The sequence below is a fragment of the Streptomyces sp. NPDC022552 genome, assembly GCF_055561875.1.
The window spans coordinates 71,928-89,352 of the sequence record NZ_JBVHGJ010000006.1 but is presented as its reverse complement, the minus strand read 5'-3'; the positions used below and the strand labels follow the sequence as shown (position 1 = coordinate 89,352).

16 protein-coding genes are annotated in these 17,425 nt (G+C 71.6%); 6 read left to right on the top strand and 10 right to left on the bottom strand.

The annotated features are described in order from the left end of the window. Positions 1-28: 28 nt before the first annotated feature. The 3 genes from ACZ3OF_RS18115 to ACZ3OF_RS18105 form a co-directional block, all read right to left on the bottom strand. Positions 29-367, bottom strand: coding sequence for a DUF6114 domain-containing protein (locus ACZ3OF_RS18115; RefSeq protein ID WP_467305523.1), 339 nt, complete (start codon positions 365-367; stop codon positions 29-31). Positions 368-519: 152 nt separating this feature from the next. Further along, positions 520-1,191: a DUF6230 family protein gene (locus ACZ3OF_RS18110; protein WP_361675623.1), complete on the bottom strand. Its 672-nt coding sequence runs from the start codon at positions 1,189-1,191 to the stop codon at positions 520-522. A 209-nt stretch (positions 1,192-1,400) separates the two neighbouring features. Then, positions 1,401-2,123 carry a TetR/AcrR family transcriptional regulator gene (locus tag ACZ3OF_RS18105; RefSeq protein ID WP_361675626.1) on the bottom strand — a complete coding sequence of 241 codons (723 nt, stop codon included), beginning with the start codon at positions 2,121-2,123 and terminating at the stop codon, positions 1,401-1,403. A gap of 378 nt (positions 2,124-2,501) precedes the next feature. Between ACZ3OF_RS18105 and ACZ3OF_RS18100 the strand changes: the two genes are divergently transcribed. Continuing rightward, a complete protein-coding gene (locus ACZ3OF_RS18100; protein ID WP_467305520.1) occupies positions 2,502-3,155 on the top strand; it encodes a Tat pathway signal sequence domain protein in 654 nt (217 codons plus the stop codon). Here the strand turns inward: ACZ3OF_RS18100 and ACZ3OF_RS18095 are convergent. Beyond that, the gene (locus ACZ3OF_RS18095) at positions 3,148-4,620 is read right to left on the bottom strand and encodes a hypothetical protein (RefSeq protein WP_467305518.1); all 1,473 of its coding nucleotides are present in this window, start codon (positions 4,618-4,620) and stop codon (positions 3,148-3,150) included. The genes ACZ3OF_RS18100 and ACZ3OF_RS18095 overlap by 8 nt on opposite strands. Before the next feature lie 68 nt (positions 4,621-4,688). Beyond that, positions 4,689-6,575, bottom strand: a complete 1,887-nt coding sequence (locus ACZ3OF_RS18090) for a ricin-type beta-trefoil lectin domain protein (protein ID WP_467305516.1) — start codon at positions 6,573-6,575, stop codon at positions 4,689-4,691. Positions 6,576-6,983: 408 nt separating this feature from the next. Here ACZ3OF_RS18090 and ACZ3OF_RS18085 point away from each other — a divergent pair, with 408 nt between their 5' ends. Next, positions 6,984-7,967, top strand: a complete 984-nt coding sequence (locus tag ACZ3OF_RS18085) for a LacI family DNA-binding transcriptional regulator (protein WP_467305514.1) — start codon at positions 6,984-6,986, stop codon at positions 7,965-7,967. Between the two features lie 80 nt (positions 7,968-8,047). After that, positions 8,048-11,107: a glycoside hydrolase family 3 protein gene (locus ACZ3OF_RS18080; RefSeq protein WP_467305511.1), complete on the top strand. Its 3,060-nt coding sequence runs from the start codon at positions 8,048-8,050 to the stop codon at positions 11,105-11,107. Positions 11,108-11,187: 80 nt separating this feature from the next. Here the strand turns inward: ACZ3OF_RS18080 and ACZ3OF_RS18075 are convergent, their stop codons facing one another. Beyond that, complete coding sequence (locus ACZ3OF_RS18075; RefSeq protein WP_361675643.1) at positions 11,188-12,117, bottom strand: MBL fold metallo-hydrolase; 930 nt, start codon at positions 12,115-12,117, stop codon at positions 11,188-11,190. 101 nt (positions 12,118-12,218) lie between these two features. Here ACZ3OF_RS18075 and ACZ3OF_RS18070 point away from each other — a divergent pair, with 101 nt between their 5' ends. After that, positions 12,219-13,211 (top strand): AraC family transcriptional regulator, encoded by a 993-nt coding sequence (locus tag ACZ3OF_RS18070; RefSeq protein ID WP_467305509.1) that lies wholly within the window; start codon positions 12,219-12,221, stop codon positions 13,209-13,211. A 141-nt stretch (positions 13,212-13,352) separates the two neighbouring features. Continuing rightward, on the top strand, positions 13,353-14,018 hold the full coding sequence (locus ACZ3OF_RS18065) for an HAD family acid phosphatase (RefSeq protein ID WP_361675649.1): 666 nt from the start codon (positions 13,353-13,355) through the stop codon (positions 14,016-14,018). Between the two features lie 70 nt (positions 14,019-14,088). Here the strand turns inward: ACZ3OF_RS18065 and ACZ3OF_RS18060 are convergent, their stop codons facing one another. After that, the gene (locus ACZ3OF_RS18060) at positions 14,089-14,598 is read right to left on the bottom strand and encodes a cytochrome b/b6 domain-containing protein (RefSeq protein WP_467305507.1); all 510 of its coding nucleotides are present in this window, start codon (positions 14,596-14,598) and stop codon (positions 14,089-14,091) included. A gap of 124 nt (positions 14,599-14,722) precedes the next feature. On the opposite strand from ACZ3OF_RS18060, the gene ACZ3OF_RS18055 reads away from it, so the two are divergent. Then, complete coding sequence (locus ACZ3OF_RS18055; protein ID WP_467305505.1) at positions 14,723-15,106, top strand: HEAT repeat domain-containing protein; 384 nt, start codon at positions 14,723-14,725, stop codon at positions 15,104-15,106. Positions 15,107-15,161: 55 nt separating this feature from the next. On the opposite strand, the gene ACZ3OF_RS18050 is transcribed toward ACZ3OF_RS18055, so the two are convergent. The 3 genes from ACZ3OF_RS18050 to ACZ3OF_RS18040 form a co-directional block, all read right to left on the bottom strand. Beyond that, complete coding sequence (locus tag ACZ3OF_RS18050) at positions 15,162-16,034, bottom strand: endo alpha-1,4 polygalactosaminidase (protein ID WP_361675658.1); 873 nt, start codon at positions 16,032-16,034, stop codon at positions 15,162-15,164. A gap of 152 nt (positions 16,035-16,186) precedes the next feature. Then, positions 16,187-16,633, bottom strand: coding sequence for an SRPBCC family protein (locus tag ACZ3OF_RS18045; protein ID WP_361675661.1), 447 nt, complete (start codon positions 16,631-16,633; stop codon positions 16,187-16,189). Between the two features lie 94 nt (positions 16,634-16,727). Continuing rightward, a complete protein-coding gene (locus ACZ3OF_RS18040) occupies positions 16,728-17,162 on the bottom strand; it encodes a DUF5990 family protein (protein ID WP_467305501.1) in 435 nt (144 codons plus the stop codon). Positions 17,163-17,425 lie beyond the last annotated feature (263 nt).

Genomic DNA, 17,425 nt, shown 5'->3' with positions numbered 1-17,425 from the left:
CATCGGCGCCGGGACGGCCTCGTCGCGTCTACGCCTCCTTACGGCGGCGCGTGAGAAGCAGGCGCAGGCGGCGGCGTGGGGGCTGGTCCGGGAGCCAGCCGAAGGCGAGCGAACTGCCGACGAGGCCGAGGAGCAGGCCGATGAAGAATCCGCCGAGGTTCGAGGTGACCCAGGTCGCGAGCGAGGCCAGGACGGCGACGATCGAGTAGAACAGGCGCTGGCGTGGGTTGAGGACGATCAGCGCCCCGCACACGATCATGATGACCGGCAGGACGTAGCCGACGAGGCTGTCGGCCCCCGCCGCGAGGATCACGGAGATGCTCGCCTGCTGGGTGAGGAGGATCTCGCCACCGCCCAGCATGATCATGACCCCGGGGCCGAAGGGGCGGCGGTGCCGCCATCGGCCGAAGGCGCGCCAGGGGTGCCGGCCGGCGCCTCCCGGTGAGCCTGTAGCCGTTGGAGGCGCTGTCTCCGGTGATGTCGGCGTCCCCGACGGGGCCGGTGTCGCCGGTGTCATCGTCAGCAGCCCTCGGAGTGGAAGCTCATGTGCAGGTCGGGCAGGGTGAAGCGGGTCGCGGTGGTGGCGTAGTTGGTCTGGTGCACGTCGGTGATGGTGACGGTGTCGGCCTGCTGGCCGAAGACGCCGAGCGGGCCCTTGACGGGCGGCTTGTCGAAGGTGCTGGCGTCCCCGCCGATCTCGATGTTGTCGAACGCGGCGAGCTTGCCGGAGATCTCGGTGGAGTCCGTGGTCAGGCCGGTGGCCTTGACCGGGGTGCCCCTGTTGCCCGCCGTGATGCGCAGATGGGTGCCGCCGAGTTCCACGCTCTGGCAGAGGTTGGTGAGTTCGGCCTGGCGGATGGCGGTCACGATGACCAGGACCTGACCGCCGGTGTCGCCGGCGTTCGGGCTGCCCTCGGGCATGGTGTCCAGGGCGCCGAACTGGCCGAAGCCGGTGCCCTTGAGGGTGTCGGCCTTCACCGTGAACGGCATGCCGGAGATGGCGAACTGGGCGGCGAGCGCGCCCTGGGCCGTCAGGACGACGAGGGTCGCCGCGATCGCGCAGGCGGGGGCCGCCATGAGGGCGGAGCGCCGGAAGCGGACGCGGCCGCGCCGCCGGAGGTCCTCGCCCGGCGGTAAGGAGCGGGCGGGGGTGGGCTCTTCGGGCAGGGCGGGGCCTTCGGACATGGCCATGAGGTGCTCCTGACAATGATGAGGAAACAGACCTGGTGGCGGTGGTGTCCTGGCGCGGACGGTCCCCCGACCCCGCCCGGGTTCTCCTCGTGTCTGGTGCACGGAGGCGGCCGCGTGGCAGGGAACCGCCTGGACCGTAAGCCCGTCGTTACTGCCCAGTCAACTACCGTGCAGTGGATAGGTGTTGGTGGTGCGCGAGGTACGGGATGTCAGGTGCAGGTGCCCCCGTCGGTCCCGTCATCCCCACCGGCAGTGGTACTCGCGCCGGTGAACGGCGCCACCACGACGTGGACCAGCGTGTCGAGCAGACGCGGCAGCTCTCCGGTCCGGCCCTCGTCGACCGCGCGGTGCACAGCCGCGTGGACGGCTCCGACGACGGTGTCCACCAGCTCCGCGCGCTCCACCCCCGGCGGTGCGGGCGGAGCGTCGACGAAGAACCGGCGGAAACTGGCCAGAAGTTCGGCCCGCGCGCGGCGCCCGGCAGGCCCCGCCGACTCGATCTCGACGACCATGCGCGCGAACGCCGGGGTCTGCGACAGGAGCGCCAGCATCGTCCGCAGCCCGGCCCGCACGGCCGCCGGCCAGGAGGCCGCGCCGCCCGCCTCCTCGTACGGCCTCTGCATGGCCCGTACCACCATCTGCGTACCACTCCGGTACGCGGCGAGGACCGCGTCCTCCTTGCCCGTGAACAGGGCGTAGAACACGGGCCGGGTCACTCCGGCGGCGCGGCAGATGTCGCTGATCCGGGCACCGGCGTACCCGTGCGCCGCGACCATGCGGGCCACCCCGTCCAGCAGCCTTTCGCGCTGCCTCGACGCCACCTGTTCCGGCGTCAGCCGCCGGGGGCCGGGGCGCAGGGAGCGCTCCGGGTCGCGGCCCGTACGCGCGCCGGGCAGAGCCTGCCACTCCTCGGTCGGACGAGCACCCTTCACCGGCCACATCCCCCCGGGGCTGTTGACGTCACATACTCCACAGGTTTACAACCCTGATGGGTTTTCCTCTCGTGTGTGCGGTCGGCGGCCCGGTCCCCCGGGGACGCGGACCACCCGACACCGCACACCGGACAGCACCGCACACAGCACCGTGTATCACGCTCTCGTCGCGTCCCGCGACATCGTCGGGCCGATCCGTGGCGCCGGATCGGGCCGGCAAGGGATGCCCGTCGCTCTGCATGCCTCCTTCGAGCCGCACCCTTCCCCCGCCACCGGCTGCCGTCGGCCACTCACGCGTGCCCGCACCGGGTGATGTCCCCGCATCCCCGGCAGAGCCGAGTTCCACCACCGCCACCCTGGTACGAAAGGACCCCCACCATGAACAAGCGTGCCTTCTTAGCCTCCGCCGGAGCGGCTCTCGCCGCCGTCCTGGCCGTCACCCACCCGGCCAGTGCGGCCGGTACGGTGCTGACGACCGGCAGCGCGAGCGGCCCGTCCGCCGCGGTCGGCGACGTCCTCGCCGCCTCGCTCGCCTCCGGCACCACCGCCAAGATCGCCACCACCTCGGGCGGCAGCACCGGCATCACCTGCAACTCCTCCGCGTTCAGCGCCACGGTCACCAGCAACCCCGCCGCACCCGGCACCGCGACCGAAACGCTGACGTCCCACACGCTGAGCACCTGCACGACCAACATCCTGGGAGCGACCGGCGTTCAGAGCATCACGGTCAACAACCTGCCCTACACCACGGCCGTCACCTCGGGCGGGACGCTCACCGTGACCGCCGGCAGCACCGGTCCCATCCAGACCACGCTGAAGATCAACACGATCCTCGGTCTGACGACCTGCGTCTACCGGGCGACGAGTCTCACGGCGACCCCGTCGAACACCGACAACTCGCTCGCCTTCGCCAACCAGCAGTTCACGAAGGCCAGCGGCCCCGGCACCTGCCCGGCCAACGGCTTCTTCACCGCCAAGTACGGCCCGATCCAGGACACCACCCAGGGCGGTGCCCCGGTCTTCGTCAACTGATCCCGGGGCCCGGCGCCCCAACTCCGTCCGGGAGCGCGCGCGACGTGTTCCCGGACGGCAGCCGGGCGACGGTCCACTTGGCTCGGGTGGACAGGTCGCTGAGCGACTTCGCCGACTCCTTGGCCATACCGGCGAGCAGGGGCCTGGCGTGCGTCATCGTCGCGCGGGCGAGTTCGTCGGCGCCCGACTCCGCGGCGGCGAGGGTCAGTTCGAGGTGCTGTTCCGTGACCAGACGGCCGAGCCCGAGGCGCCTGCCCTGCGGGAACGCGTCGAGCGCCGACCGTGCCCGGTCCAGGGCGCGGGCCGCGGCCGGCAGGTCGCCCTTGTGGCGTTCCAGGCGCGCGAGGACGGAGGCCTCCCGGGCGCGGTCCCCCGGCGCGTCCTGGAGGGAGAGGAGGTTGAACTGGGCGCGGGCTGCCTGGGCGTGGTCGCCGAGGCGTTCCAGTGCGCGACTCAGGTCCCGGAGCCGATCGGCGTCCGGGCCGGTGTCGTCCAGCAGACGGATGAGGGCGGTCCGGGCGTGCTCGACACGGCCCTGCCGGTGGGCCAGATCGATCCAGGTGAACTCGTGCTCCGGGCGCCGGGACTCCTCGGCGCGGGCCCATTCCACGGCCTCGGCGCTGTCGGTGATCTGGCCGGCCGTCGCCGCGCGCAGCAGTGGCACGTCGTCGTCCTGCCCGTACGAGCCGACCAGCATCGCGGCCAGCCACCGCTCCTCGAACCTCTCGGTCCGTACGTCGTTCTCGCGCTCCAGGAGGAACCGCAGGAGCTGCAGATCACCGTCGCGACGGTCGGACCGTGCCGCACGCAGCACCCCCGCGCGCAGCACCGGATCCGTGGCCGTCTCCGCCCGTACGGCGGGATCGCCGGAGCGCAGCCCCTCCAGCGCCGCCCGTCCCGGGGCGAGAACGGTGTCCCGCAGGGGCCGCCGGTAGGAATCCTCCAGCCGGTACGCGCACAGCTCGTCGGAGTTGAGCAGGAGGTGGTCGGGCTCGGTGCGCCTGGTGGCCGACTCGGACAGGGCGTGGAGCTCGGTGAGCGGCCGGTCGGGCAGCCCCAGACCGGCCAGCAGCGCAGCCCTCTGCGCGTCCAGTTCGGGGGCGAACTCCTCACGGGCCTCGTCGTCCCCCTCGCGTACGGCGGCGAGCAGGCCTTCCTCGTCCAGCTCGGCGGAGACGTTCTCGCACCACCAGGGCAGCCGGACGAGGATCTCGAGCGCCTCGCTCACGGAGTCGGCGAGGAGCGAGGCATAGCCGTCGGAGGAGGCGTGGAGTACTGCCGTTCCGCCGCACAGGAAGTACGTGCCGCCGGTGTCGTCGCCGGCGATCGGCTCCAGCGACGCGCCGGACGCCAGGTGGACCGCTTCCACGTGGTACGCCCGGCCGATGTCGAAGTTGAAGGGATACGCGGCGAGGTCGGCCAGGTCGGGGCGGGTACGCAGGAGCTCCAGTACGCGGTCGGTCATGCGCACCCACCCTAGAGGACCTCCCCGAGAGCCCCCGGGCCCCCTTGAGGTGCAGACCTCCCCAAGCCCTAGGTCAGGCGCCACTTCTGGTTGGCCGCTCCGGTGCACGCCCAGATCTGGGCTCGCGTGCCGTTCGCCGAGGAGTGGTCCGAGGCATCCAGGCATTTGCCGGCCGTCACGTTCACCAGGTCCGAGGAGGCGATTTCGTGACGCCATCGCTGGGCGCCCGTGCCGTTGCAGGTGTGGAGCTGGACCTTGGCGCCGTCCGACGTCGAACCCCCGGTCACGTCGAGGCACTTGCCCAGCGCCCGGACCGTGCCGTCGGGGTGGACCGTCCAGTGCTGTGCGGCCGAGCCGTTGCAGTCCCAGAGCTGGACGGGCGTACCGTCCGCGTCGGCGCCGCCCGCCACGTCGAGGCACTTGCCTCCGAGGCCGACGAGACCCTGGGTGGCGCTCTGGGTGCCCGCCCAGTTGAAGGTGGCGGAGGTCTTGCCGGGGAGGGTGTACGTGAAGTGCTGCGCTCCCCAGTTGACGGTGACCGGCCGCGCGGTCGTGGAGTCGTTGTAGGCGATGAGCGCCTTCGAGCCGTCGGTGTTGCGCCAGGCGACGTTGGGCACGGTCGAGCCGGCGGTGGAGGCGATGCGCTGGGCGCCGGGCCGTACGAACTTCGTGAGGTGGCCCATGGTGTAGTACTCGATCGTGTAGTCGACCTGGCCGTGCCGCGAACCGCCGTTGTGGACGGTGATCAGGCCGTCGCAGGTGCCGCATCCGCCGTTGTGCGGGCCGCGGTTCTGGTCGACCGCGAGGGACCACTTGGTGACCGACTTCGCCCAGTTCCGGGTGTAGTCGATGATGTTCATCATGTCCTCGCGCTGCTGGTTCGCGATCCAGGTGCCGCCCGAGTGCTCGGTCTGGAAGGCGGCAAGCTGCGGAAAGCGGTCGTGGATCTCGGTCTGCTTGGCGACGTTGCCGCCGTAGCCGTGCCATGCGACGCCGCCGAAGTTCGGGTGGCTGCGCACGGCTGGGTCGTCGACCGTCTGGGCGGCGTACGCGTCGTAGGTGTCCCAGTTCCAGTCGTGGGCGAGGACCTTGGTGGGCAGGCCGGCGGACCGGAGCTTGGGCAGCAGCTCGCTCTTGGTGAAGTAGGCGAGGCCGGAGGCGTTCCAGCTCATCGACGGGTAGCCGGAGCAGCACGTCGGTTCGTTCTGGGCGGTGACGTAGTCGACGGGGACGCCCTGGTCGCGCCAGCCCTGGAGGTACTTGACGAAGTAGTCGGCGTACGTGCCGTAGTTCTCGGCCTTCAGCCAGCCGCCGTTCAGCTGCCCGCTGTCCTTCATCCAGGCGGGGGCGGTCCACGGGGAGGCGACGAGCGTGAGCGCCGGGTTGAGCTGCCTGGCCTGCTTGGTGAGCGGCAGGACGTCCTGGAGGTCGTGGGCGAGGGAGAAGCGCGTGAGGGCGGGGTCGGTCTGGCCGGCCGGCAGGTCGTTGTACGTGTAGCCGAAGCGGGCCAGGTCGGAGCCGCCCATGGGGTTGCGTACGAAGGAGAGGCCGATGCCCTCGGTCGGCGAGAAGAGCTTCTTCATCGTCGCGTCCCGGGTTGCCTGGGACAGGGCGCCGGAACCTTTCATCAGCCAGGCGGCGGTGTCGGTGAACGAGGCGCCACCGCCGGAGAAGGTCTGGTAGCGGGTGTTCTCGTCGACGGTCAGGGTGGTGCCGCTGCCGCCGTTTCCGGCCTGGAAGTTGATCGGGGTCTGCTGCTGGAGTCCGCGGGTGACATGGCGGCCGCCGGCGTCGTCCGTGGTGGTCAGCCAGATGTTCACCTGCTCGGCGGCGGCCTGTGCGGGGGCGGCGGAGAGGCCGCTGAGCGCGGTGAGGCCGGACGCCGCGAGGGCGCCGGCGAGGAGCGTTCTCGTCAGTCGGCGGGGGGCCTGTGGCCTGTGGTTCGAACGGAGCATGTCGGGTGCCCTTCTCGGCAGGGTGTGGGGGAGGTCCGAGAATCCGGTCGCGGGTCGAGCCGGTGCGCGTCGAGCCGCGGCGCGTCGACCCGCACCGGCTCGACCGGCGTCGACTCACGTCGAGTCGCGTCGGATCGAGCCGCGTCGCAGCGCATCGCGTCGAATCGAGTCGAGTCGAGTCGAGTCGAGTCGAGAGTGAACTGGGCATCGGGGCGGCCGTCAAGGTGTCACGCATTCAAATCCTGAACGCATGACCGGAGTTGCCGGGAGCAGGGAGGAGTTTGGGACGTTCACGGTGTGAACTCTTGACGGCGGGGCGGGGCGGCGGTTGACTCACCGCACCGCGCCGGAACCGGTTCCGGAAGCGGTTCCGACACCGATGTCAGTCCCTCGACGCGGAGGCCCCCGATGCGTGTCACGATCGCCGACGTCGCACGTCAGGCGGGCGTCAGCAAGACGACGGTCTCCCGGGTCCTGAACACCGGGGTCGAGGTCGACTCCGCCACGGCCGCCCGCGTTCGCGAAGTGATCGATGTACTCGGCTACGTCCCCAGCTCGGGGGCCGTCGGCCTGGCTCGTGGCAGCAGCCGCACGATCGGCATGCTGACGCCCTCGCTGACCTGGCCGTGGATGGGCGAGGTCCTCCAGGGGGTCGTCGACACCGTCGAGGCCGCCGGCTACGGCATGTTGCTCTTCACCTGCAACCGGGGCGCCGACTCCGTCCGCCACTTCGCAGGCCAGGTCTCGGCCAGGGCGTTCGACGGGCTCCTCGTGGTCGAGCCGGAGGACACCCTCGACACGATCACGGCAATGCACCGGCGCGGTCTGCCCGTCGTCCTCATCGACGACCGCGGTCACCACCCGGCGTTCCCCTCGGTCGCCACCACCAATCGGGCCGGAGGCGCGGCCGCCGCAGACCATCTGCTCGCCTCGGGCCGTACGCGACCGCTCGTCGTCACGGGCCGTCGCGACTTCGGCTGCGTACGCGACCGGCTGGAGGGTTTCCGCGACGTCCTGCCCACCGAGCTGGTCGTCGAGGGCGAGTTCACCGAGGACACGGGCCGCTCGGCCGTCCGGCGGACCCTGGCCGAGGGCAGGGACTTCGACTGCGTCTTCGCGCACAACGACCTCATCGCGGCGGGCGTCCTGCGTGCCCTGCGGGAGGCCGGGCGCGGCGTCCCCGAGGACGTCGCCGTCGTCGGCTTCGACGACATCCCCATGGCCCGGCACACCGAACCGGCGCTGACAACGATCCGCCAGCCCATGCGCCGGATGGGCGAGACCGCCGCCGCGATGCTCCTCGCCGGCCTTGCCGGCGAAGCGATCCCGCGCGAGCCGGTCGTCCTGCCCACCGAACTCGTCGTCCGCCGCTCGGCGCCCACGCGCGGGTGAGCGGGCGCGCGAACCGGTAGCCCCTCCCGATCCGGTACGTCCCCGTCCCGGTACGCCCCTGTCCCGCACAAGGAGCCGCAATGCCACGAACCACGGCGGTGATCGCCGTCACCGCTCTGCTCGGCACTCTGCTCACCGGAGCCCTGCCGAGCGCCGCCGCCGACGAGCCCCCGCCCGCGCCGGTGGCCGTCGACCGGTTCGAAGGGGAGGTCCCCTTCGCGAACCCGCCCGCGGAGGGCCTCTTCACCTGGGGCAGTGACGCCGACGACCCGCCGAAGCTGCGGATCGCCGAGCGGACCGACGCCCCCGAGGGCGCCAAGGTCCTCGAAGGCGACTACGACATAAGCGGCTGGGGCGGGTTCAGTCACGACTTCGCCTTCGACAAGCCCGCCCACGACTGGACCGCGTCCAAGGGCATCCGCTTCTGGTGGTACGGCCAGAACACCGCTCCCCTGCCGCCCGGATCGGGCAGGCGCATCCACTTCGAGCTCAAGGACGGCGGCGCGAACGGCGAGGCGTCCGAGCTGTGGACCACGTCGTTCACGGACGACTGGGAGGGCTGGCACCTCGTCGAGATCCCGTTCTCCGACTTCCAGTACCGCGCCGACTACCAGCCGGTGGGCGGAATCGACCAGGTCCTCGGGCTCAACGAGATGTGGGGGTACGCGCTCACCCTGCCGCCCGGCTCCCCCGGCTCGTTCGCCCTGGACGGCGTGGAGCTCTACGGCAAGGCCGAACCGGCCCTGAACACCAAGGTCGTCACCGACACCGCCGTACATCCGGTCGGCGAGGGCGGAACCGCCGAGGTGAAGGTCTCCGTCGCCACGACCGGCTCCACCCCGCTCCCCGAACCGGTCACCGTCACGTACGCGACCGAGGGCGGCAGCGCGCAGGCCGGCGCCGACTACGCGCCGGTCACCGGCTCCCTCACCTTCCCTGCGGGCACGCCCTCCGGCGCGACCCGGTCGATCGCGGTGGCCACGAGGAAGGACCGTTCCGCGGAGTCGGCCGAGACGATCCCGCTCGTGCTGAGCGTGACCGGCGCCAAGGCGCCCGCAGAGAACCCGCTCGTCGTCGTGGACGCCCATGGTCTGCCGTACCTGGACCCGAAGCTTCCGGTGAAGAAGCGCGTCGCCGATCTGCTCGGGCGGATGTCGCTCGCGGAGAAGGCCGGTCAGATGACGCAGGCGGAGCGCAACGCGCTGCGGTCGCCGGGCGACATCGCCTCCTACGACCTCGGCTCGCTGCTCTCCGGCGGCGGGTCGGTGCCCTCCCCCAACACGCCCGCGGCCTGGGCGAAGATGATCGACTCGTATCAGCTGCGCGCGCAGGCGACCCGCTTCCAGATCCCGCTGATCTACGGCGTGGACGCGGTGCACGGCCACAACAACGTCGTCGGCTCGACGATCATGCCGCACAACATCGGCATCGGCGCGTCCCGTGATCCGCGGGTCGCCGAGCGGACCGGCGCGGTGACGGCGAAGGAGGTGCGTGCCACGGGCATCCCGTGGGACTTCGCTCCCTGCCTGTGTGTCACGCGGGACGAGCGCTGGGGACGTTCCTACGAGGCGTTCGGCGAGGACCCGGCCCTGGTGACCGCCATGGAGACCGTGATCAACGGTATGCAGGGCGCGCGGGACGGCCGTGACCTCGACCGTAACGACAAGGTGCTGACCAGCGCTAAGCACTTCGTGGGCGACGGCGGCACGGAGTTCGGGTCCTCGACCACCGGCTCGTACACGATCGACCAGGGCGTCACGAAGGTCACCCGGGAGGAGCTGGAGGCGGTACATCTCGCGCCGTTCGCCGAGGCGGTGAAGCGCGGGGCGGGCACGGTCATGCCGTCGTACTCCTCGCTCGACGTCCTGGGCGACGACCAGGGTCCGGTGAAGATGCACGCCAACGCCGAGATGATCAACGGTGTCCTCAAGGGCCGCATGGGCTTCGACGGATTCGTGATCAGCGACTGGCAGGCCATCGACCAGATCCCGGGCGACTATCCCAGCGACGTGCGGACGTCGGTCAACGCCGGCCTCGACATGATCATGGTGCCGACGAACTACCAGGACTTCACGCGGACGCTCGAGGACGAGGTGACGGCCGGGCGCATCGGCCAGGCACGGATCGACGACGCGGTGGCGCGGATCCTGACGCAGAAGTTCAAGCTGGGCCTCTTCGAACAGCCCTACGCGGACACCTCCCGTCTCGGCGAGATCGGTTCCGCCGGGCATCGTGCGGTGGCGCGCGAGGCGGTCGCCAAGTCCCAGGTGCTGCTGAAGAACGCGGGCGGGGTGCTGCCGCTGAAGAAGTCCCAGAAGGTGTACGTCGCCGGTTCCAACGCCGATGACATCGGCAACCAGGCGGGCGGCTGGACCATCAGCTGGCAGGGCTCGTCCGGGCGGACGACTCCCGGTACGACGATTCTCGAAGGGATGCGGAAGGCGGCGCCCGATGCGGAGATCGCGTACTCCAAGGACGCCTCGGCCGCCACGGACGGCTTCGACGTGGGTGTGGTCGTCGTCGGCGAGACGCCGTACGCCGAGGGGTTCGGTGACGTGGGCAACGGCAACGACCTCGAACTGACCGCCGCCGACAAGGCCGCCGTCGACAAGGTCTGCGCCGCGATGACGTGTGCCGTCCTCGTCGTCTCCGGCCGCCCGCAGCTCATCGGTGACCGGCTCGGCGCGATCGACGCCCTCGTCGCCTCGTGGCTGCCGGGTACGGAGGGCGACGGCGTGGCGGACGTCCTCTACGGTGCTCGCCCGTTCACCGGGCAGCTGCCGGTCACCTGGCCGAAGTCCGAGGCGCAGCTGCCGGTCAACGTCGGCGACTCGGCGTACGACCCGCAGTTCCCGTACGGCTGGGGGCTGACCACGCTCACGGCCGCTCCGTCCGGTGGGGATTCCGCGCTGCGGGCCATCGGCGTGGCCGCGAAGGTCCTCCAGGCGACGGGCCACGGCACCTCGGCGGAAGGCAGGGCGCTGCTCGCGAGGGCCAGGACGGTCGTCCAGCACAAGATCGGGCAGAACGTCACGGAGGCGACGGCGAAGCCGTTCGCCGAGGCCGACCACCTGCTGCTGACGGGTGATCTGACGGGCGCGGTGGCGAAGCTGAGGGCGGCGTACAAGGCCGCCGGCTGAGGCGTTCGCAAGCGGGCGGGGGGGGGTGGGAGCGGGCTTGCGGGCCTGCCCCCACCTCCCTCGGCTCTCTGCGGAACTCGTTACGCGGGGAGGGCCGGCGTTCCGCCGGCGGGCCATCGGCCGACGGTGAGGGCGCCCGCTTCCCGTCGGACCTCCACGATGCCCGTGCCGCTGAAGTGGGCGGGGACGACCAGTTCCCGTTCGGTGGCGGCGCGTTCGAGGATCCTTCCGCGGCTGGTGACGGCGGCCGCCGGGTCCAGGCAGAAGCAGCTGTTGCAGGACGGCCTGAGGATCTGCACCGGGCTGTGCAGGAGGTCGCCGACGAAGACCGCGCGGTCGCCGCCGGACGCGAGCCGCAGCACGGCGGAGCCGGGGGTGTGCCCGGGTGCGGATTCCAGCGTGAGGTGCTCGTCGATGCGGTGGGTACCGTCCCAGAGGACGGCCTGGCCGGTACGGTGCACGGGCGCGATGCTGTCCTCGTACACGAGCCGGTCGTCGGGGTGCCGCCCGCTCCCCTGGATGTTGTCCGGCCCGAAGTGGACGTCGTCGGCGACCGGGATGAGGTACTGCGCGTGGGGGAAGGTCGGGACCCACTCGTCATCGGCATCGGTGGTGTTCCAGCCGACGTGGTCGGCGTGGATGTGGGTGTTGACGACGATGTCCACGTCCTCGGGCCGTATGCCGGCGCGTGCCAGACCTCCCAGGAAGTCGCCCTGCCAGTGGTGGAACGCGGGCGAGCCGGGCCGCTCGCGCCCGTTGCCCACGCCGGTGTCGATCACGACGGTCCGTCCGGCGCTGCGGAGGACCCAGGTCTGCAGCGCCATCACGGCGTTGTCGGTCTCCGGGTCCCAGTGGTCCGGCGCGAGCCACCCCTCGTTGTCGCGCCACAGGTCGGTTCCGGACTCGGGGACCAGGCCGCGGGCCGGGGCGAACGCGCCTCGCCATTCGACGATCCGGATGACCTCGACGTCTCCCAGCATCATGCGCTGCGGGCTCTTCGTGGTGTTCATGGGCTCGACCCTAGGGAGACCTCGGTGAGGCTCTCAATGCGTGTTCTGCTCCTGTGGATACGCATACGTCTCATGAGTGATGCCGGAGATACCGTGTCGCCATGGATGTGGTGAGCGACGCGATCGCGACCGTACGGATGGGGCAGGCAGCGTCCGACCGGGTGCGGGTGAGCGGGAGTTGGTGCGCGCGGTTCGCCCCGTACGACGGCGCGGGCTTCCATGTGGTGCTGGAGGGAGGCTGCTGGCTGCTTCCTGACGGCGGTTCACCGGTCTCGCTCGGTGTCGGGGACGCGGTGCTGCTGCCGCACGGTACGGGGCATGTGATCGCCGACTCCCCGGCCGACGCGGCGACCGTCGCACGGGCGGTGCCGTTCGAGCGCTGGACGGGCGGTCCGCCGGGCCCGCGCCGACCGGCCCCGTCCGCGCCAGGAGGCGTGGAGCTGCTGTGCGGCAAGTACCGCCTCGATCACAGCCGCGTCCACCCCCTCATGGCGGAGCTGCCCACCGTCGTCCATCTGCCGCACCGGGTGGGGGACCATCCCGAACTGCGGGCCGCCCTCGACCTGCTGGGCGGCGAGCTGACCGCGGGGCGCCCCGGATCCGGCATCGCCGTGCCGAGCCTGGTCGACCTCCTGCTCGTCTACATGATCCGGGCCTGGGTGGCCCAGGGCAGCGGCGGTGCGTGGTCGGCGGTCCTGGGCGACCCCGTGGCGGCCGCCGCGCTGCGTGCGCTGCACGCGGACCCGGCCGCCGCGTGGACGAACGACCGGCTGGCAGCGGAGGCGGGGGTCTCGCGCCCCACTCTGGCGCGCCGCTTCACGTCCCTGGTGGGCCGGCCGCCGATGGCGTACCTCACCTGGTGGCGGCTGACCCTGGCCGCCACCGCGTTGCGCGACACCCAGGACTCCCTGTCCGCGATCGCCCGCCGTGTCGGCTACGGGACTCCGTACGCGCTCTCGCACGCCTTCAGCCGTGAGTTCGGTACGACCCCGGGGCGGTACCGCGCACGGGCGGTGGCCGGTGGCGAGCGACGGCCGGACGCGGCGGCGGGGCGAGGCGCAGGTCCCGTGCAGAGGAAGGGAGTTGTGCGTTAACCGCGTGTGAACGAGGAATTTCCTACCGACCGGTAGACATGGCGTCGCGCAGGCATGAATCTAGTCGCGAACATGCCAAACCGTCGTGTTCGTCCCGGCACGTCCTCCCGGACGTGCCGCCGTCCACAGGAGATCCCCCACATGCATCGCCACACCCTCCGCGTCAGAACGGCCCTGTCCGCCGCCGCGGCAGTCGGCATCCTGGTCGCGTCCCCGGCCACGGCCATGGCCGCGCCCTCGGCATCCGCGCCGGCCGCGGCTCCCGCAGCCGTGACCGCCGCGTCCACGGGCGGGGTCGCCGACCTCGCCGGTGTCGACTACGGCACCTGGCGACGCGACGTCAAGGCGGTCGTCGACCAGGCACGGCCGTACATCGAGGAGCGCAGCGCGAACGCCGACGGCGCGAAGCAGGCGATCGTCCTCGACATCGACAACACGTCGCTGGAGACGGACTTCCACTTCTTCCTGCACCTGCCGACCCCGGCCGTGCAGGACGTCCGCGACCTCGCCCGCTACGCGCACTCCCGCGGTGTGGCCGTCTTCTTCGTCACCGCGCGCCCCGGCATCATCCACGCGCTCACCCAGTACAACCTGAAGGCCGTGGGGTATCCGGTGTCCGGGCTGTACGTGCGTAGCCTGCCCGACCTCTTCGACGAGGTGAGCACGTACAAGACGGCCAAGCGCGCCGAGATCGAGGCGCGTGGCTACACGATCATCGCGAACATCGGCAACCGGCCCACCGACTTCGTCGGCGGTCACGCCGAGCGGACGTTCAAGCTGCCGGACTACGACGGCAAGCTCTCCTGACTCCGCCCGCGCCCCCGGACCCGCCCGCTCACCCGCGTGCCAGGTCCGGGGGCGCACCCCTGCCCGGGGGTCACAGCACCCGACCGAGCAGCCGGTCCCTGACGAAGAGCTGATGGCGCGCCACGAGCCCGCCGTGCAGCGCGAGCGCGGCGAAGAAGAGCACGTGCGCGGTGATGTGTACGCCGAGCAGCTCGTCCTCGCCCGAGGCGAGGAGCCAGAGGCCGCTCGACGGCACGATCAGGGTGAGGGCGAGCAGCGCGTAGTCCGTCCAGTGGGCCAGGCTCCGTTCGAAGGGGCTGAGCGTGGGCGCCCACGGCGGGAGTGGTGTCGCGATCCGCCGGCCGAGCCGGAGCAGGCCGAGGGCGAGAACGGTGAGGCCGAGCAGGACATGCGCGGTGAAGAGGGGATCGTCTCCGAAGGCCCGCCCCTGCCCCGGCCGTGCCCACTGCCCGACCCCCGGCCCCGCCCGCGCCCGTGGCCGCTGGAGACGTCCGCGAGCAGGTAGCCGATCGTGAACTGCGCGGCCATCGCCGCGGCGGTCGCCCAGTGCAGCACCTTGGTGACGAGGCCGTAGCCCCACGGTCCGTTGCGCAGCCTCACCGGCTCCCGCGGTGGCGTCGTCATCCCCGCAGTCTGGCATCGGCGGCCTGTTCGCCCCCGGAACCGCGACACGGCGGATCTCGGACGTGTGCCAGAGTGGGCCCATGCTCGACGCCCTCATCAGTGACGCCACCTCGCCGTCGTGGGCGGTCAGGGCCGCCGCCGGCCGGCGTCTGGCGCCGTACGCCGAGGACGCCGTCGTGGCCGTGGTACTGCGGCGGCTGCTCCTGGACGGCCACGACACGTACGTCACCCAGGAGACGGCCGAGGCGCTGCTCGAACGGTGGGACGTCGTCGGGCTGCGTCTGGTCCTGGCGGCCGACGCCGTCGCGGACGACGACGCCGGCGACCATCTGAGCGCCGCGATCCTCAACGTCTGCCGTCAGTCCTATGAAGACGAGGAGCGGTTGGACGCGCTCTGCGCGGCGCTGGCGTCGGACGTCGATCCTGACGTGCGGGCGGCAGCCCGAAGCATGCTCGGACCGTGACGGGTACGGGGCGCGTGCCCGCCCAGTCACGCCCCGGCCCGTCGTGCCCCGGTCCTCAGCAGGTCGCGCGGACGTAGCCGGTTCGGCCCGCGGGGCGGACATCGGTGTCGCGCAGGACGATGGAGAGGGTATGGCCCCAGCGCGCGCATGCCCGCGTGAGGCCCTCGGGCTCGTACTCGATGACGAGCACCCGGTTGTCGAAGGCGGTCGCGTACGGCTCGCACTCGTCGTACTGGCCGCATTCCTCGGCGACCGCGAAGTCGAAGCCTAGTTTCCGGCCCTGCGGCGCGAGTTCGGCGGCGTTCTTCTGCCCGATCGCGAGTCCGGCCGCGTGGGCGCGGGCGACGAGCAGCCGGGCGAAGGCGAGGTCGTGTTCGGGTGTGAGACGGCCTTGGGAGCGCTCGTAAGAGTCGAGGTTGTCCGCCTCGACCGCCTGGTAGCCGGCGGTGGCACAGCCGTCGATCCATGCGCCGACGATCCCGGCGAGCCGCTCGCGCTTGGCCGGTGTGGAGACGTCGAACAGGGCCTCGTCCCAGTCCTGGTCGACGACCGGTTCCCCTTCGGCGGTCCGGAGGAGGAGGTCGGGGTGGTTCTCCTGCCACCAGTCGGTGGCGTCCGGTTGGGCCTGGAAGGCGTTGACGTAGCAGATGTTGTAGAGCCCGTCCGCCGGCTTCGCCGTGCGGTCGCGGGAGACCGCTCCGACTCCCGGGGGCGGCGGATAGGGGCCGCCGATCTGGTAGTCGAATCCGACGTGGGGCTTGGGCGGGACGACCGCGCCAGGGGATGGGCGCGGCGGGGAGGGAGGGGCGGAGTCGCCGTCACCTCCGTCACCGGACGACACGCAGCCGACCGCCGAGGCGGCGAGGACGCCGACCAGAGCGAGGGCCGACAGCGCGCTGCGGAGGGGACGGGACGAGCGGGCGATCACGGTGCGGGGCTCCTGGTCGTCGTGGGCTCGGGCGACGCGCGGCCGCCCGCGAGTCCTACGGTACGGGCGCGTCCCGGACCCGCCCGCATCGGCCTGCGGGATGTCACCTGGCGAACGTCCACGTCACGCCCTGAGCGTCGTGTGCGGCCCGGTCACGACGCTTCGGCCGCCGCCTTGATGCGGCGGCCGAACGCGTCGGCGTCCTTGCGGGCGGCGCCGAGGGCCAGGCCGACGAGGAGCTTGCCGAGTCCGTGGCCCTCCAGGACGTTGAAGATCCTGACCCTCGTTCCGCCGTCCGGGAGGGGTTCGAGGTCGTAACCGCCCTGGCTGGCCGTGACGCTGTTCTTCGAGATCTCGGCCCAGCGAATCCGGTGCGGTGCGTCGAACTCGGTGATGCGGAACTCGCGCGCCGTCTTCATCCCGGCGTCCTTCACCGTGCTGCGGAAGACGGTGCCCACGGCCGTCGGCGTGTCGGGGACGCGCTCGATCGTCTGCACGCGGGGGCTGAACTTCGGGTCGTTGCGGCCGTCGGCAAGGAACGCGAAGACCTCGTCGATGGGACGGTTCACGTCCGTCGTCGCCTCGAACTGTCCGGACATGAGCCCACTCCCTGGTGTCTTCGCTGCCTGTCGGCGAGCGTACGGGAAGGGCTCACGCCCCGCGCTCCGGAACCGCCGGGCGGGTGACGCCTGTTCAGCGGGGCGTCCACCGGATGCGGGGCGGGCGGACCGCGGCGCAGAGCGGCATGCCGCAGGCGTCGGTCAGACCGAGGCGCCCTTCGGCCGAGCCTCGCTCGACGGCCTCGGCGGGGAGGTCGTCGAGGAAGAGTTTGGCCCGGCGGAACATCGTGAACGCTCCCCCGGGCGGCATCTCGCCCCAGGTGAGGTAGAGGAAGCGCGCGCCGCGCCGACCGTGGACGTACGGGCCGCGGAAGTCCCGTGTCCCGTCAGGTGCGAGGAGCGTCTCGACGGTGAACTCCCACGCCGCTTCGGCCGCGTCCGCCGGCACGGCGCCGTCCGGCTCGCGCCCGCGTTGCACCGCGACATGTACGTCCTGGTGGTCGCCGCAGACGCGTCCGGGCAGCTCGCTTCCGACGATGCGCAGGGAGAGCGCCGTCCTGTCGCTCACTCCGTGCCCACCAGGGCCTGGAGGAGTCCCGGGGCCTCTTCCCGTCCGCCGCGCGGTGGTGTCACCATCGGCTCTCGACCTCCCGCGCTCATCGTAGGGCACGTCCGTCGAGGCGATGATCATCGATCGTCACGCGGGAGAAAGGGAGAGGGGGTGTGCCCGAACACCGCGGGCGAGGGGGCCGAGGAGGTGTACTCACTCCTTGCCACTCTTAACTTATAGCGCACCGGGGGGCTTGCGGCAAGGCCCCGGTCATGCCGCAC